At 67.1% G+C, this 15285-nt stretch carries 14 protein-coding genes; 6 read left to right on the forward strand and 8 right to left on the reverse strand.

Annotated elements, in window-relative coordinates:
- Entirely contained in the window at positions 1-708 is a 708-nt protein-coding gene (locus AC1DCU_RS17855) for a DUF4124 domain-containing protein (RefSeq protein WP_032976669.1), read from the forward strand.
- Positions 709-1486: 778 nt separating this feature from the next.
- Complete coding sequence (locus tag AC1DCU_RS17860) at positions 1487-2203, forward strand: hypothetical protein (protein ID WP_442251675.1); 717 nt, start codon at positions 1487-1489, stop codon at positions 2201-2203.
- 46 nt (positions 2204-2249) lie between these two features.
- Here AC1DCU_RS17860 and AC1DCU_RS17865 read toward each other — a convergent pair whose 3' ends face one another.
- The gene (locus AC1DCU_RS17865; protein ID WP_025879399.1) at positions 2250-3026 is read right to left on the reverse strand and encodes an SDR family oxidoreductase; all 777 of its coding nucleotides are present in this window, start codon (positions 3024-3026) and stop codon (positions 2250-2252) included.
- Positions 3027-3137: 111 nt separating this feature from the next.
- Here AC1DCU_RS17865 and AC1DCU_RS17870 point away from each other — a divergent pair, with 111 nt between their 5' ends.
- Positions 3138-3341 carry a hypothetical protein gene (locus AC1DCU_RS17870; RefSeq protein ID WP_346602952.1) on the forward strand — a complete coding sequence of 68 codons (204 nt, stop codon included), beginning with the start codon at positions 3138-3140 and terminating at the stop codon, positions 3339-3341.
- 77 nt (positions 3342-3418) lie between these two features.
- On the opposite strand, the gene sppA is transcribed toward AC1DCU_RS17870, so the two are convergent.
- The 4 genes from sppA to AC1DCU_RS17890 all read right to left on the reverse strand — a co-directional run bounded on the left by sppA (position 3419) and on the right by AC1DCU_RS17890 (position 8559).
- Positions 3419-5341 carry a signal peptide peptidase SppA gene (gene sppA / locus AC1DCU_RS17875; RefSeq protein ID WP_312109865.1) on the reverse strand — a complete coding sequence of 641 codons (1923 nt, stop codon included), beginning with the start codon at positions 5339-5341 and terminating at the stop codon, positions 3419-3421.
- A 114-nt stretch (positions 5342-5455) separates the two neighbouring features.
- Positions 5456-6820 carry an MATE family efflux transporter gene (locus AC1DCU_RS17880; protein WP_032976478.1) on the reverse strand — a complete coding sequence of 455 codons (1365 nt, stop codon included), beginning with the start codon at positions 6818-6820 and terminating at the stop codon, positions 5456-5458.
- Positions 6821-7001: 181 nt separating this feature from the next.
- On the reverse strand, positions 7002-7565 hold the full coding sequence (locus AC1DCU_RS17885) for a DUF3106 domain-containing protein (protein ID WP_032976477.1): 564 nt from the start codon (positions 7563-7565) through the stop codon (positions 7002-7004).
- Complete coding sequence (locus AC1DCU_RS17890; protein WP_032976476.1) at positions 7558-8559, reverse strand: hypothetical protein; 1002 nt, start codon at positions 8557-8559, stop codon at positions 7558-7560. The genes AC1DCU_RS17885 and AC1DCU_RS17890 overlap by 8 nt, the downstream gene beginning before the upstream one ends.
- A gap of 414 nt (positions 8560-8973) precedes the next feature.
- On the opposite strand from AC1DCU_RS17890, the gene AC1DCU_RS17895 reads away from it, so the two are divergent.
- The gene (locus AC1DCU_RS17895; RefSeq protein WP_032952166.1) at positions 8974-11163 is read left to right on the forward strand and encodes a primosomal protein N'; all 2190 of its coding nucleotides are present in this window, start codon (positions 8974-8976) and stop codon (positions 11161-11163) included.
- Positions 11164-11276: 113 nt separating this feature from the next.
- On the opposite strand, the gene AC1DCU_RS17900 is transcribed toward AC1DCU_RS17895, so the two are convergent.
- Positions 11277-11897, reverse strand: a complete 621-nt coding sequence (locus tag AC1DCU_RS17900; RefSeq protein ID WP_025879392.1) for a glutathione S-transferase family protein — start codon at positions 11895-11897, stop codon at positions 11277-11279.
- 78 nt (positions 11898-11975) lie between these two features.
- On the opposite strand from AC1DCU_RS17900, the gene AC1DCU_RS17905 reads away from it, so the two are divergent.
- Positions 11976-12167, forward strand: a complete 192-nt coding sequence (locus tag AC1DCU_RS17905) for a hypothetical protein (protein ID WP_032976475.1) — start codon at positions 11976-11978, stop codon at positions 12165-12167.
- Between the two features lie 57 nt (positions 12168-12224).
- Here AC1DCU_RS17905 and AC1DCU_RS17910 read toward each other — a convergent pair whose 3' ends face one another.
- Positions 12225-13019, reverse strand: coding sequence for an NYN domain-containing protein (locus AC1DCU_RS17910; protein WP_025879390.1), 795 nt, complete (start codon positions 13017-13019; stop codon positions 12225-12227).
- A 121-nt stretch (positions 13020-13140) separates the two neighbouring features.
- On the opposite strand from AC1DCU_RS17910, the gene AC1DCU_RS17915 reads away from it, so the two are divergent.
- Positions 13141-14421 (forward strand): NAD(P)/FAD-dependent oxidoreductase, encoded by a 1281-nt coding sequence (locus AC1DCU_RS17915; protein ID WP_032976474.1) that lies wholly within the window; start codon positions 13141-13143, stop codon positions 14419-14421.
- A gap of 405 nt (positions 14422-14826) precedes the next feature.
- Here AC1DCU_RS17915 and AC1DCU_RS17920 read toward each other — a convergent pair whose 3' ends face one another.
- A complete protein-coding gene (locus AC1DCU_RS17920) occupies positions 14827-15282 on the reverse strand; it encodes a hypothetical protein (RefSeq protein ID WP_032976473.1) in 456 nt (151 codons plus the stop codon).
- Positions 15283-15285 lie beyond the last annotated feature (3 nt).

Genomic DNA, 15285 nt, shown 5'->3' on the forward strand with positions numbered 1-15285 from the left:
ATGACCCTGCTGCGCGCTGTCCTGTCTCTGGCCCTGCTGCTGTCGTTGCCGGCCCTTGCCGCCGACGACGTGCGGGTCTACCGCTGCGTCGGCAGCAATGGTGCCGTCGCGCTGCAGGACAAGCCCTGCACGGCCGGCCGCCAGCAAGTGCGCGACCTGCAACGGCCGCGCGACCCGCCGCCACGGGTGGTCAGCACCGAGGCCGCGCCGCCCGCATCGGTGCAGACGCCAGCGATGCGCGAGCGCGAGGTGCGCCATGTCTACATCCAGCCGCCACAGCCGATGTACGAATGCGTGAGTGAAGACGGCGACCGCTACACCAGCGACAACAACGAAGGGAATCCGCGCTGGGTGCCGCTGTGGACGACGGTCTGGTACCCGCATGGTCATCCTGGCGGTGCGTACCCCGGACCGCATCCGGGGCCGCGTCCGGCCGGCAGCGGCAACACCATCGGTACCCCCATCGGCGGCGGGCCTCCGGTGTATCGCCCGCCGTCAGTGGGCGTCGGTGTCAACGTGCCTGCCGGCAACATCCTGGTGCGCGATACCTGCCACGCCCTGCCCCCGCAGGAAGTGTGCGCACGCCTGCGTGATCGTCGCTGGGAACTGGACCGGCGTTACAACAGCGCGCTGCAGAGCGAGCGCACCGCGATCAGCAGGGAGCAGCGTGGCATCGACGCGCGGCTGGCGCAGGACTGCGGCGGCTGAGCTCTGCGCTGGGGGCTATGCCCCCGCTTTGGTAGATGCCCACCTTGGTGGGCACTGGCAAACAACGGTGCCAACCAAGGTTGGCAACTACCGGGGCATCTGAGCCCTGCGCTGGGGCTGTGCCCCCGCTTTGGTAGATGCCCACCTTGGTGGGCACTGGCAAACAGCGGTGCCAACCAAGGTTGGCAACTACCGGGGCATCTGAGCCCTGCGCTGGGGCTATGCCCCCGCTTTGGTAGACGCACACCTTGGTGGGCACTGGCAAACAGCGGTGCCAACCAAGGTTGGCAACTACCGGGGCATCTGAGCCCTGCGCTGGGGCTGTGCCCCCGCTTTGGTAGACGCCCACCTTGGTGGGCACTGGCAAACAGCGGTGCCAACCAAGGTTGGCAATTACCGGGGCATCTGAGCCCTGCGCTGGGGCTGTGCCCCCGCTTTGGTAGACGCCCACCTTGGTGGGCGCTGGCAAACAACGGTGCCAACCAAGGTTGGCAACTACCGGGGCATCTGAGCCCTGCGCTGGGGCTGTGCCCCCGCTTTGGTAGACGCCCACCTTGGTGGGCACTGGCAAACAGCGGTGCCAACCAAGGTTGGCAACTACCGGGGCATCTGAGCCCTGCGCTGGGGCTGTGCCCCCGCTTTGGTAGACGCCCACCTTGGTGGGCACTGGCAAACAACGGTGCCAACCAAGGTTGGCAACTACCACGGCATGGGCACTGCGGGTGCCAACCAAGGTTGGCAACTACCCGGGCATGGACCACCGCTGTAGGCTGATCGCATGAAAAGACTGATCTGGCTGGCCATGGCCCTGTTGCCCGGCAACGCGTTGGCCGACGATATGGTGATCTACCGCTGCATGGGCAGCAGCGATGTTCCTACGTTGCAGCGCACCCCCTGCCCCGCCGGCACCCGCCAGCAGATCCAGCGCGTCCCTGCGCCAGCCGCTGCAGCACCCGCTGCGCCGGTGCAGAACAGCCCCGCTCCGACGCCTGCAGCGATGCCGTCCGTGGACGCCGCCACCGAGCCTGCCGCTACGCAGCCACGTGAGGGCCGAACGATCATGGAAGCACGCATGGTCGAGCACGAAGGCGGCGACGCCATACTCGACAGCGCGGTGCTGCCACGTTCGAGCGACGCCACGTCGGGGGATGGCAACACACCGTCAAAGCCACCGCTGCCGGCGATCTATCAATGCCTCAGCAGCGAGGGAAGCTCGTACCTGCATGAGTACGAGGCTGCACCAGGCCGCTGCGAACTGTTGAACGTGCAGGGCCTGGGCGGAGCGACACCGGTGAACGCCGCCAGCTGTGAGGTGGTCAGGGACCGCTGCACTGAAGTGGCCGAAGCGCAGCGCTGCGGCAGCTGGCAGCAGCGCTTCCGCGATGCACGCGGTCGCGAGCGCTTTGCTGCGCCCGAAAACCAACCGGCAGCCCGCGGCGAACGCGAACGCCTGCAGGCCGTGCTGGAAGCCAGCGACTGCCCCGTGCCGAAGTAGAGCATCCACGCCCGCCGTGGTTGCCGATTCGCAGCGGGTGGTCCCGTCAGAACCCGTAGCGCAGGAAGCCGCCATCCACCGCGATGCATTCGCCGGTGACATAGCTCGATGCCGGCAGGCACAGGAAGCCCACGGCCGAGGCCACTTCCTCCGGCTCACCGATGCGCCGCATCGGCGTGCGTCCGATCACTTCCTCGTAGTAGTCGGTATCGGACAGCGGGCCCGAAGTGCGACGGGTCCGGATGTACCACGGCGCCACTGCATTGACCCGGATGCCATCCTCGGCCCACTCCACCGCGAGGTTGCGGGTCATCTGGTGCATCGCCGCCTTGGTCATGCCATAGACCACGCCGCTGCGCACATGGGTCAGGCCGGACACGCTGCCGACGTTGACGATGGCCGATGAAGCGTGTCGCGCGAGCAACGGATGCGCATAGCGCGACAGCTCGAACGCCGAGAACAGATTGGTCTCGAAAATGCCGCGCCACTCGTCTTCGGAATACTCCGTGGCGGGCTTGGTGATGTTGCCACCGGCATTGTTGACCAGGATGTGCAGGCCGTCGGCGTGGTCCTCGACCCAGTCCAGGATCTGCCGGCGATCTTCGTCGTCGGACACATCGGCGGCCAAGGCGTGCACCTGGTGCTGCGGATACACATCCAGCAGTTCGTCGCGAGCACTCTCGAGCATGTCCAGGTCGCGGCCGACGATCATCAGATCGGCGCCGAGACCGGCCAGTTCATGCGCGATCGCCAGGCCGATACCGGCGCTGGCACCGGTGATCAGGGCCGTCTGCCCATCCAGGCGCCACCGTTGCTGGGTCATATGTCCTCCGGGGCCGCGCCCGCTGTGTTTCGATGCGGCAAGGATACGCGCTCACGACCGTCCGTCGCCCGGGATGCGACACTGGCTGCACGTCCCTCGTGGAGAGCTGCCATGCGCGTCCTGATTCCCGTCCTGCTGTCGGCCGTCGCGCTGGCCGGGTGCCAGCGCCCTGCACCGCCCAATCCCGAACGACCACCGCAACCGCAGGCGATGGCCAAGGCGATCAATCAACCGCTGGACCGCGCAAAGTCCGTGCAGAAGACACTGGACGAGGCGGCCGAACGCGAGCGCAAGGCAGAGGCCGACGCGCAGTAGAACCCCGCATGCAACAACGCCCGGCCAAGGCCGGGCGTTGTGCATTCAGTAGATCCACGCCATGCGTGGATGGGCCATCAGAACCCGCAGAAGCAATACGCCAGCGACTTCACCGGTGCACCGTTGCCCTTCTCGCGGGCCGCGTTCTCAACGAAGCGCAGCTGCGTATCGATTTCCGGCATCGTGCGCGCCAGCATCATCCGGCCCACGCCGGAATCGGCCAGCATCCAGGCGCCGGCGTGGCTGCCAGCGAAGCCGCTGACGAACTGCGCGAACGGCGTCGCCGCCTTCTCGATGTAACGCACGCGGTACTTGTCGGTCGCGCCCAGCTTGGCCCGGCCAGCAGCGTCAGCCACGGCGTCCTTCAGGCCACCGAAGGCATCGACCAGACCGCGCTCCTTGGCCTGCGCACCGCTCCAGACGCGCCCACGGGCCACTTCGTCAATCGCCTCGACCGGCTTCTTGCGGGCCTCGGCAACACGGCCGGTGAAATCGGCATAGCCCTTGTTGATCACCGACTGGATGACCTGGCCCACGGCCGGGTCCATCGGCCGGGTGACATCGAAGGCACCGGCGAAACGGGTGGTGCCGACGCCATCGGTGTGCACGCCGAACTTGTCCAGCGCACGGCTGAAGTTGGGGATCATGCCGAAGATGCCGATCGAACCGGTGATGGTCGACGGATCGGCATAGATGCGATCGGCGTTCATGCTGATCCAGTAACCACCGGACGCAGCGAGGTCACCCATGGACACAACCACCGGCTTTCCGGCAGCCTGCAGTGCCACCACTTCGCGACGGATCTGCTCGGAGGCGTAGACTTCGCCGCCCGGCGAATCCACGCGCAGCACCACGGCCTTGACGTCGTCATCGTCGCGGGCCGCACGCAGCAGCGCCGAGGTCGATTCACCACCGATACGGCCGGCCGGCAGATCGCCGCCGCTGATTTCACCGGAGGCCACGATGACCGCGACCTGCGGACGCGAATCAACCGGGTTGCGGCGCGCATCGAGCTGGGCCATGTAGGTGCCGAAATCGATGTTGCGGAAACCACCGTCGGCGTCTTCGTCGGCCACGCCGCGCTCGATCATCAGATCCTCGAATTCCTCGCGGGTCTTCAGCGCGGTCACCAGCTTCTGCTGCAGGGCGAACTTGGCCAGGTCGCCGCCAGCGGCAGCGACGCCTTCAGGCAGGGTGTCGATACCGGCCGCCAGCTGTGCCGGATCCAGGCGGCGGGCCTTGGCGATATCGCCGAGGTAGCGCTGCCACACATCGTTCATCCAGAACAGATCGGCTTCCTTGGACGCCGGCGACGCCGCGTCGAGCACGTACGGCTCGGCCGCCGACTTGTACTCGCCTACCTTGAACAGGTGCACGTCCACGCCCAGCTTGTCCTGCAGGCCGGTGCGGAAATACTGGCGGTAGCGACCCAGGCCTTCCAGCACCACCGACCCCATGGGGTCCAGGTAGACCTCGTCGGCCTGTGCGGCAAGCAGATACTGCGACTGCCCCATGCTCTCGCTGAAGGCCACCAGCTGCTTGCCCGAGGCGCGCAGGTCCTGCAGCGCGGCGGACACTTCGCGCAGCGAGGCGAAACCGGACGGCTGCAGCTTGTCCAGTTCCAGCACCACCCGCTCGATCTTCTTGTCATCGCGCGCGCTCTCGATCACCCGGATCAGATCGCGCAGCTGCACTTCCTCGGCACCGTTGTCACCGACGGCCTTGGCCAGCGCGCGGCTGACCGGATCGGCACTGTACTGCTCGACCAGGCGGCCTTCCGGCGCGATCACCAGGGTGGTGCGGTCCTGCAGCGCCTTGCTGGCACCTGCGCCCATGCCCGCAGCGACGATGAACATCACCAGCACCAGCAGCAACAGGCCGAAGAACACCAGGTTGAGGATCAACCGGCGGGTGAAATTCATCACGTCCCACAGCCCGATGAAGAAGCTGGCGACAGGATTGCGGTTCGCCGGGGGCAGCGGCGGCACGGGTTGGTTCATGGAGCACTCCGGATGGCTTCTTGCCGTGGTAACAGCATAGCCGGTGCCGCGTGAGGCAGCATCGGACACAAGTCAGGGGATCGCCAGTCACGGTTGCCCGGGACCGGCGTGATGTCAGGCCAGCGTGGACTGGCCAATGCGTTTGCTGCTGCGGCTCAGGCGCCAGCCCATCAGGATGGCGGCGGCGGTCAGGCCGACGATCAGGCCGATCCACATGCCCTGCGGCCCCATGCCCAGGCCCAGGCCGAGCCCGGCACCCAGCGGCATGCCCAGGCCCCAGTAGGCGAACATGGCGATGAACATCGGCACGCGGGTGTCCTTCAGGCCGCGCAGCGCGCCGGCCGACAGCACCTGGATGCCATCGGGGAACTGGAAGGTGGCCGCGTACAGCAGCAGGGTCGAGGCCAGCCCGGCCACGGCCAGGTCGTTGGTGTAGACGCCGACGATGGCGTCGTGGCCGAACAGCAGTGCCGCCGCCGACAGCGTCTGCGTACCCATGATGATCGCGTAGCCGGCCCACGCCGCACGGCGCACGCCGAAGCCATCGCCACGGCCAACCGCATGGCCGACCCGCACGGTGGTCGCCTCGGCCACACCCATCGGGATCATGAAGCACAGCTGCGCCACGTTGATCGCGATCTGGTGCGCGGCCGCTTCATTGGCGCCCAGGCGACCAATCAGCAATGCAGTGACGATGAACAGGCCACCTTCCATCAGCACGGTGATGCCGATCGGCAGGCCGGTGCGCAGCAGGTCCCAGATCGCTGACCAGCGCGGCCCCTCGAAGTGCGAGAACAGCTGCAGATGGGCAAAGCGCTTGGTGAACCACAGGTAGGTACCGAAGGCGATCGCCTGCAGCCACATCATCACCGCCGAGGCGATGCCCAGGCCTTCAGCGCCCATTTCCGGGAAGCCCAGCTTGCCGTTGGCCAGCACGTACCCCATCGGCGCCAGCACCAGCAGGCCACCAAAACCGAGCAGCATGGTCGGCAGCGTCCAATGCATGCCTTCACTGAGATAGCGCATGCAGAAGTACAGCGTCAGCGCCGGGCCACCCCAGCGCACCGCATGCAGGAAGGCCGTTGCGCCGGGCACGATGTCCGGGGCGATGCCGAATGCCGGCAGCAGCGGCGGCACCACGGTGAGGAAGGTGAACATGATCAGGCCCAGGCCCAGCGCCAGCCACAGCGCCTGCCGGAACAGCGGGCCGATCTCGCGCTCACGGCCAGCGCCATGCAGCTGCGACACCGAGGCGGTGAGCGAGATCAGCGTGCCGATCGGGATCAGCATCGGCAGCCACAGCAGCGCAGTGCCGATGGTCACTGCGGCCAGGGTGGATGTCGCATGGTGGCCGGCAATCACGTTGTCGACGAAGGAGATCAGACCGGTGGAGACGTGCCCGAGCACAAGCGGCAGGGCAAGCAGACCGGTAGCGCCGACTTCCTTGCTGAAGCGCGGCGTGGAGGTTGCAGTAGACATAAGGTGCTTGACGCGAACTACGGTTGCGCGCGAAGGGCACAGGCACCGGGTTGCGGCCGGCCATCTTACGCGCGCCGGGCGGTCATTCCCATGACTGCCCCATAAAGGGGACGGAGGGAATTAAGTCGTATCCGGCACAGTCGCGCCAGAAACGACTTAATTCCCTCCGTCCCCTTTTCGCTTATTGGCCGGCCTGGCGCTTGAGCCAGGTGTCGCGTTCGGCGGCGGGGACCGTCAGGAATGCGCTGCGTACGCTGTCGCGTTCCTGCGGCGGCGTGCGCTGGGCGACCAGGGCCAGCTGCGCCAACTGCGACGGACTCAGCTGGCGCAGCACGGCAAGCACGGCATCGCGCTGTTGCGGCGGTACGAAGCCGAACAGGCCGTGCAGCTTGGGGAACTCGGCGCCCAGTTGCGGGCCCAGCCGCCAGCCTTCGCGGAAGGCCTGGTCCTGTGCCTGGAACTGCGCGCGCAGCCGTTGCTGCTGATCGGCCGGCAACGCGGCGAAGCGGCTGGCGGCCTGGCGGATGCGCTCGCGCTCGCCCTCCGGCAGGGCGCGCCACGCGGCGTAGTCGCTGCGACGCTGGCGTTGCTGGGCGGGATCGAGTTGCGCGAATGCCGCCGCCGCAGTGGGCGCGGCCGACGGTGTTGCCGACGGTGCGGGCAGCGGCACGTTCACTGATTGCGGAGCGGCCGCCAGCGACAGCGGCAGGGCCAGCAGCAGGCCGGCGAAGAGGAGCTTATTCATCGGCAGCAGAGGTTTCCAGCGCTGCGCCGACCGGTTCCGGACGGGTCGGCTTGGGTTGTGACTCGTCCACCGGCAACGGGCCACCGGCGGCACTCCAGGCATGCATGTCGGCCTCGGCCAGCAGCGGGTAATCGCGGTCGGCCAGCATCGCGGCATCTTCGCTGGCCTGCGCATCGCTGCCCGCAGCGGGGCGGACATCGCTGGCTGGCAGCGCCTCGACGGTGACCGGCCCGGCCTCACCCACCACGCCTTCGGGCAGGGGGCCATCGGCAGTCAGCGCACGGCCCTGCCAATGGCGCCAGCCCAACGCAGCCAGCAGCAGCACCGCCACGGTGATCAACAGGATCACCGGGCCACGCCAGCGCGGCTTGGCATTGGGGCGGCGACGCTTGCCGCTTGCAGATGCGCGTTCGTCGCGCGGCGGTGCACGCCAGCTGGACGCAGGCGCCTGGTTGTTGGCCGCTGGCGCGGACGGTTGCTGCAGCTGCTGCAGGCGCTTGGCCGGCAGGTCGCGGACACGCAGCTGCACCTGTTCGGCCAGAGCGCGCCATGCAGCGGCGTCGGGCTGGCCATCGGCATCGCGTGGGCAGGCCGTGGCCAACAGGCGCTGATAGCCTTCGTCGTCGACATCCAGAACGCGGGTGGCGATGCCTTCGTCCAGGCTGCCCCCCACCCGCAGCAGCAAGGCCAGCCGCGGCAAGGGGGCCATCTCGCCCAGCGCGGCCAATGAAGGTGGCCACTGACCGGTGGCCGGCTCGCGCAGCGCCTGGCGCTGGCCCAGCAGGGTCCAGAAGCGGCTGGGCCACTGCGCCATCGGCAGGTCGCTGGCGACCGCGGCGAAGGCGCGCATCACCGCCACCAGCGTCTGTTCGGCACGGGCGGGGTCACCGCACTGCAGTTCGGCCACGACCAAGGCACGGCGTTCGACGCCACGCAGAAATGCCGACAGCGCGCCGGCCGCGGTCGAGGAAACAGGGGCGGGCACAGCCGTCATCGGTCACTCCAAAGGTCTGCCGGCATGATAGCGGCAGCCCATCACTGCCCGGCAGGACTTGCGATTGCAGACGCTTTCTGCTGCAGGTTGTGCACAGCACCACGCGGGAACCGGGCGATTCCTGCGTGAATGGCTGAATTCACCCTGTTTCAGCAATGTTTCACACTTAAGTTATTGATTTCAATTGCATTTAAAGTGTGGCTATTTTTTGACCAACCGAAGCGTGAGGCCGTCACCATCGGCCTCATACGGCGCCATGAGCCGCTAACGCACAGACTTATCCACAGAAGATGTGGATAAGACTGAATCTCCAATAGACACCGATATTTAGGTGACATTTATGATTCGCCGGAGGGCATGCCAGTCGCATCTGCCACTGCCATGCGCCCTCGCATGGGCCGTTACACTGACCCGATGCTCGCCCCTGAATCCGGCCCTGTCCCGACCCTGCAGGTCGCCCTGCCCGTGCCCCTGCCGCGCCTGTTCGACTACCTGCCACCGCAGGGCGAAGGCCCGACGGTAGCGGTCGGCTGCCGGCTGAAGGTGCCGTTCGGCAACCGCGAACTGATCGGCGTGGTGGCCGGCCACGGGCAAACCGAGGACAGCCAGGGCCTGCGCCAGGCACTGGCCTGGTGTGACACGACACCACTGCTGCAGGGCGAGTTGTGGCAGAGCCTGCAGTGGCTGGCCCGCTATACCCACGCCCCCTTGGGCGAAGTACTGAGCACCGCCCTGCCCGGCCCGCTGCGGCATGGCGAACCGCTGCCCGACACCCATCACTGGGGCTGGCAGCTGACAGCCGAAGGCCATGCCCAGCGCGAGAAGCTGCGCGCCGGCAGCCGACCGCGGCAATTGGCCGAGCTGCTGGCCGAAGCCGTGGTGGACGAAGATGTCCTGTCCGCACGCATGCAGGACTGGCGGGTGGCCGCACGCAGCCTGGGCAAGCGCGACCTGGCCGAGCGCATCGCCCTGAGCGTGGCGCCGCAGCACGCCCAGCCCCTGCCCGGCCCCACCCTCAATGCGGAGCAGGCCGAAGCGGTGGCCGCGATCACCGCCGCCGAAAGCTTCCAGGCATTCCTGCTGGACGGGGTGACCGGCAGCGGCAAGACCGAGGTCTACCTGCAGGCCATCATCCATTGCCTGGCGCAGGGCAGGCAGGCCCTGGTGCTGGTGCCCGAGATCGGCCTGACCCCGCAGACCCTGGCGCGCTTCCGCGGCCGTCTCGGCATCGCCGTGCACGCGTTGCACTCGGGGCTGACCGACAACGAACGCGCGCGGGTCTGGGCTGCGGCCTCGCGCGGCGAAGCACGGGTGATCGTGGGCACGCGTTCGGCGGTGTTCATTCCGCTGCCGCAGCCCGGCCTGCTGATCGTGGACGAAGAGCACGACGGCAGCTACAAGCAGCAGGACGGCATCCGCTACCATGCACGTGATTTCGCTCTGGTGCGGGCCAAGGCGCAGGGCATTCCGGTGCTGCTGGGCAGCGCCACGCCGTCATTGGAAACCCTGCACAACGCCTATGCCGGCCGCTATGCGCACCTGCGCCTGAAACAGCGCGCCGGTGATGCCCGACCGCCGCGCGTGCGCATCCTCGACGTCCGCAAGCGTCCGCTGCGCGATGGCCTTTCCGCCGACGTACTGGCCGGCATCGGCGAACACCTGCAGCGTGGCCAGCAGGTGCTGGTGTTCAAGAACCGCCGCGGCTATGCGCCGGTGCTGCTGTGCCACGACTGCGGCTGGACCGCACCCTGCAACCGCTGCGATGCACCGATGACCGTGCATGGCGGTGGCCGTCGCCTGCAATGCCATCACTGCGGTGCGCGGCAGCCGGCACCACTGGCCTGCCCCGCCTGCGGCAGCCTGGCCCTGCAGCCACAGGGCATCGGCACCGAGCGGCTGGAAGAACACCTGGTCAGTGCCTTCGCCGATTTCCCGGTGGTGCGCATCGACCGTGGCACCACCGCCCGCCGCGATGCGCTGGAGCAGCAGCTGGCCAAGCTCGGCAACGCGCCCGGCATCCTGGTCGGCACGCAGATCCTGGCCAAGGGCCACGACCTGCCCAAGCTGACGCTGGTGGTGGTGGTGGGCATCGACGAAGGCCTGTTCTCGGCCGATTTCCGCGCCAGCGAAAAACTGGCGCAGCAGCTGATCCAGGTAGCCGGCCGCGCCGGTCGCGCGCGCGATCCGGGTGAAGTGTGGCTGCAGACCCATCATCCGGGCCATCCGCTGCTGGAGACACTGGTCAACGGTGGCTACCACCCGTTCGCCCAGGCCGAACTCAACCAGCGCCAGGCGGCAGGTTTTCCACCATTCGCGCACCTGGCATTGATGCGTGCCGAAGCACAGCAGGTCGAGCATGCCAACGCGTTCCTGCTCGCTGCGCGGAAACTGCTGGGTGAACAGGACATGGTAGAGGCCTACGGGCCGATGCCGGCGCCGATGCCACGCCGTGCCGGTTATCAGCGAACGCAGCTGCTGCTGTCGGCGGCACAGCGGCCGCCGCTGCATGGGGTACTGGCACAGCTGGTGCCGCAGTTGTACGCGCTGCCGGAGGCACGCAAGGTGCGCTGGTCGCTGGATGTGGATCCGACGGATCTGTACTGAGGGCAATACGCTGGGGTCAGAGCCCACCCGCTGGGTGGGATCCGACCCCGATGGCTTGAGGTCGGATCCCTTTCCGCAGAAAAGGGCTCTGACCCCGAACGTCGCGCCTTCGCTTACGTCATCGGTGACATCACGCCGCGCTGGTACGCCGGACGTTCGCGCAGGCGTGCATACCACTCGGCCAGGTGCGGCAGGTCCGGGCGCTGGATCGGCAGTTCGAACCAGGCGTAGATCAACGAGCCCAACGCGATGTCACCCATGGCGAACGTGTCGCCCGACAGCCACGGCTGCTTGGCCAGGGTTGCGTTGGGCAGCGCCAGGAAATCACCCGCGCGCACGATCGCTGCATTGATGCGCGCCTCATCGCGGTCGGCCGGTGCGGTGCGCATGATGCCCCAGATCAGTTCGGAGTACAGCGGCGCCATCCGCGAGGTGCTCCAGTCCATCCACTTTTCGGCCTGGGCGCGCTCCATCGGATCTTCGGCATACAGCGTGCCCAGCGAATAGCGCGCACTGAGGTAGCGCACGATGGTGTTCGACTCCCACAGCGGCAGGCCGTGGTCTTCGATCACCGGCACCAGGCCGTTCGGGTTCATCGCCACGTACTCCGGCGACTGCGTGCCACCGTGGCTGCCACCCACTTCGATGGACTCGTACGGCAGGCCGATTTCCTCGGCGCACCACAGCACCTTGCGGACGTTGCTGGAATTGCGGCGGCCCCAGATCTTCAACATGCGGGTTTCCTTGCGTGCAGCAGTGCGCCGCGATGGCGCGGAGCCGCTACGATACGCCCATCCACAGGGAGAGACGACATGACCGCATGGGATGCAGTGAACTACACGCTTCTGGCAGCAGGACTGGTGATGCTGGTGCTCGGGTACCGGCGCTCGAACCGCAACATGCTGCTGTGCGCCGGCGTGCTGCTGCTGGCCTTCAATGGCGTTGAAGACTTCGCCAACGGATTTGCGGAAGGCCATGCCGGCTCCAGCGCACGTACGCTGTAGCCACACCATGTCTTCTGCAGTGCTGCGCGACCGGCACACGCTGGGCAACGCCCGGCGCTACCGGTTCTTCTTCGGCAGCGCGCGTACGTAGGAGGACTTACCGTCCTTCTTGAGTTCGAACAAACCGATCGCCGCCAGCAGGTCACTGAGTTTGCCGTAACCGTAGTTGCGCGGATCGAACGAGGCCTGGTTGCCGATCTGGCTGCCGACCGGACCCAGGTGCGACCAGCCATCCTCGCCTTCTGCCGAGGACACCGCACGGCGCAGCATCTTCACAAGGCGCGTATCGCTGCGCATTTCCGCCCCGCTCTTGCGTGGGCGCGCATCATCGCTGGTGGCCTGCTCGCTGGGCGCCTGTCCGTTCGATGATTGTTCGTTCGCTGCCTGCTCCACATCCTGCACGCTGGCGTGGGTCTGGCCCAACGCTTCGAGGTAGGTGAACTTCGAGCACGCGTTGACGAAGGGTTCCGGCGTTTTCTTTTCGCCGAAGCCATACACCTTTACGCCATCGGTCAGCAGGCGCATCACCATCGGAGTGAAGTCGGCATCGCTGGACACGATCGCGAAGCCATCGAGGTTGCGCGCGTACAGCAGATCCATCGCGTCGATCACCATCGCCATGTCCGACGCGTTCTTGCCCTTGCTGTAGGCGAACTGCTGGATCGGGCGGATCGCGTACTCGTGCAGCACCGCCTCCCAGCCCTTCAGTCGTGGGCTCTTCCAGTTGCCGTAGGCACGGCGGACGTTGGCCACACCGTAGCGCGCGACCTCGGCCAGGACTTCGTCGATCTTCGAGGCCGGTGCATTGTCGGCGTCGATCAACAGGGCGATGCGCTTTTCCGGTTCGCTCATGGACTCCTCACGGGCAGTTGCCTGAACCCGAGTATCGCCGATCCCGATGCACGCTGACGTGACAAGGAGCGACCGTGCGAAGATGCCAGGCACTTCCCCCATGCCCCCCTGGAGTGAGTCGATGAGTCGTGATCGCGTCCCCCACCTGGTCGTTGTCGGCGGCGGTTTCGCCGGCCTGTGGGCCACCCGTGCGCTGGCCCGCGAACGCATACGCATCACCCTGGTCGACCGTCGCAACCACCACCTGTTCCAGCCGCTGCTTTACCAAGTGGCCACCGCTGGGCTGTCCGCTCCGGATATCGCCGCACCGCTGCGCCACATCCTCGGCCACCAGCGCAACGTGGAGGTGCGGCTGGGCGAAGTGGTGGCCATCGACAAGCAGGCCCGCCAGGTACGCATGGCCGATGGCAGCACGCTGGACTACGACAGCCTGCTGCTGGCCACCGGCGCCACCCACGCCTACTTCGGCCACGACGAATGGGCGGACGATGCGCCCGGCCTGAAGACCCTGGACGATGCCATCGCCCTGCGCCGCAAACTGCTGCTGGCGTTCGAACGCGCCGAAGCCGAGCCGGACCCGGAAAAGAAGGCGGCATGGCTGAGCTTTGCCGTGGTGGGGGGTGGCCCGACCGGGGTCGAGCTGGCCGGCACCCTCGCGGAAATCGCCAGGCATACGCTGCGCAATGAATTCCGCCACATCGATCCGGCCAGCGCCAAGGTGCGGCTGGTCGAGGCCGGTCCGCGCGTGTTGTCCACCTTCCCCGAAGTGCTTTCGCTGAAGGCACGCCGACAGCTGGAAAAGCTGGGCGTGGAAGTGATGACCGGCACGCCGGTGAGCCACATCGATGGACAGGGCTTCAAGCTGGGCGACCACTTCGTGCCCGCGCGCACCGTGGTCTGGGCCGCCGGCGTGGCCGCCTCACCGCTGGCGCGCACGCTGGACGTGCCGCTGGACCGCGCCGGTCGCGTGCAGGTGCAGCCCGACCTAACCCTGTCTGGTCACCCGGAACTGTTCGTGGCCGGCGACCTCGCTGCGCTGAACCAGGCCAACGGCAAGCCGGTACCGGGCGTTGCGCCTGCCGCCAAGCAGATGGGCAAGTACGTGGCGGACGTGATTCGCGCGCGCCTGCATGGCAAGGCAGCACCCGGACCGTTCAAGTACGCCGACTTCGGCAACCTGGCCACCATCGGCCGCATGGCCGCGATCGTGCACCTGGGCAAGCTCCAGCTGTCCGGCGTGCTGGCCTGGTGGTTCTGGCTGGCCGCGCACGTGTTCTTCCTGATCGGGTTCCGCAACCGCGTCGTGGTGCTGTTGAACTGGGCGGTGGCGTACTGGAGCTACCAGCGCAGCGCGCGGATCATCTTCGGCGATGACCGCGAAGACCGGCGACCGAAGCGGTAGATCCACGCCATGCGTGACCTCTCGACCGACACAGTAGATCCACGCCATGCGTGGATGAATTTCTGTGCAGGTTGCATGGAGCACAGCCACGCATGGCGTGGCTCTACTGCTTCATCGGGCCTGGATCATGTCCGGTAGAAATCTTCGCGGTAGGTAGCGCGGCGAGCGCCCTCGACCGACACAGTAGATCCACGCCATGCGTGGATGAAGTTCTGCGCAGGCTGCATGGAGCGCAGCCACGCATGGCGTGGCTCTACTGCTTCATCGGGCCTGGATCATGTCCGGCAGAAATCTTCGCGGTAGGTAGTGCCGCGGGCACATCCTCGACCGGCACAGTAGATCCACGCCATGCGTGGATGAATTTCTGTGCAGGCCGCAGGGAGCGTAGCCACGCATGCCGTGGATTCACCGTTTCATCGGGCCGCCGGGCACACGCCGTTTCGACCATGCCCGGCAGAAATCTTCCTTCCTCGCGGTATCGGCAATCTGTGCGGCACTCCAATGCCGGGTGATCCAGATCGCCAACGCGGTGCTGCTCAGGTGCCAGCGCAGCATGTCGTGCTGCGGCTGCCGCCACAGGTGGCGGCGGGCAATCCAGTAGGCCTCCCGCTCGACATCCGGCACCTTCTTCTTCATCGCATCCTTGTCGAAAAACTGCGCGGTGAAGCTCCAGGGGTTGATCGGTTGGTGCCCCATGCGCGGCTCACTGCTGCATGCCGCCACACCACTGGGCGCGCGGTCGGCGGGCTGCGGCCAGCCCTCCACCCAAGCGAGCCCAAGCAGGTACAACAGCCCCGGTAGCAGGTCAACGAAGGCCAGCAACAGCAGTAGCGCGATCCATGCACGGCCCGCAGCACGCATGCG

The sequence above is a fragment of the Stenotrophomonas sp. 10L48 genome (assembly GCF_056395105.1).

What these genes read in the sequence shown, in the direction of transcription:
- AC1DCU_RS17855 (WP_032976669.1), top strand. Translation starts at nt 1, where the DNA reads ATGACCCTGCTGCGCGCTGTCCTGTCTCTGGCCCTGCTGCTGTCGTTG.
- AC1DCU_RS17860 (WP_442251675.1), top strand. Translation starts at nt 1,487, where the DNA reads ATGAAAAGACTGATCTGGCTGGCCATGGCCCTGTTGCCCGGCAACGCG.
- AC1DCU_RS17865 (WP_025879399.1), bottom strand. Translation starts at nt 3,026, where the DNA reads ATGACCCAGCAACGGTGGCGCCTGGATGGGCAGACGGCCCTGATCACC.
- AC1DCU_RS17870 (WP_346602952.1), top strand. Translation starts at nt 3,138, where the DNA reads ATGCGCGTCCTGATTCCCGTCCTGCTGTCGGCCGTCGCGCTGGCCGGG.
- sppA (WP_312109865.1), bottom strand. Translation starts at nt 5,341, where the DNA reads ATGAACCAACCCGTGCCGCCGCTGCCCCCGGCGAACCGCAATCCTGTC.
- AC1DCU_RS17880 (WP_032976478.1), bottom strand. Translation starts at nt 6,820, where the DNA reads ATGTCTACTGCAACCTCCACGCCGCGCTTCAGCAAGGAAGTCGGCGCT.
- AC1DCU_RS17885 (WP_032976477.1), bottom strand. Translation starts at nt 7,565, where the DNA reads ATGAATAAGCTCCTCTTCGCCGGCCTGCTGCTGGCCCTGCCGCTGTCG.
- AC1DCU_RS17890 (WP_032976476.1), bottom strand. Translation starts at nt 8,559, where the DNA reads ATGACGGCTGTGCCCGCCCCTGTTTCCTCGACCGCGGCCGGCGCGCTG.
- AC1DCU_RS17895 (WP_032952166.1), top strand. Translation starts at nt 8,974, where the DNA reads ATGCTCGCCCCTGAATCCGGCCCTGTCCCGACCCTGCAGGTCGCCCTG.
- AC1DCU_RS17900 (WP_025879392.1), bottom strand. Translation starts at nt 11,897, where the DNA reads ATGTTGAAGATCTGGGGCCGCCGCAATTCCAGCAACGTCCGCAAGGTG.
- AC1DCU_RS17905 (WP_032976475.1), top strand. Translation starts at nt 11,976, where the DNA reads ATGACCGCATGGGATGCAGTGAACTACACGCTTCTGGCAGCAGGACTG.
- AC1DCU_RS17910 (WP_025879390.1), bottom strand. Translation starts at nt 13,019, where the DNA reads ATGAGCGAACCGGAAAAGCGCATCGCCCTGTTGATCGACGCCGACAAT.
- AC1DCU_RS17915 (WP_032976474.1), top strand. Translation starts at nt 13,141, where the DNA reads ATGAGTCGTGATCGCGTCCCCCACCTGGTCGTTGTCGGCGGCGGTTTC.
- AC1DCU_RS17920 (WP_032976473.1), bottom strand. Translation starts at nt 15,282, where the DNA reads ATGCGTGCTGCGGGCCGTGCATGGATCGCGCTACTGCTGTTGCTGGCC.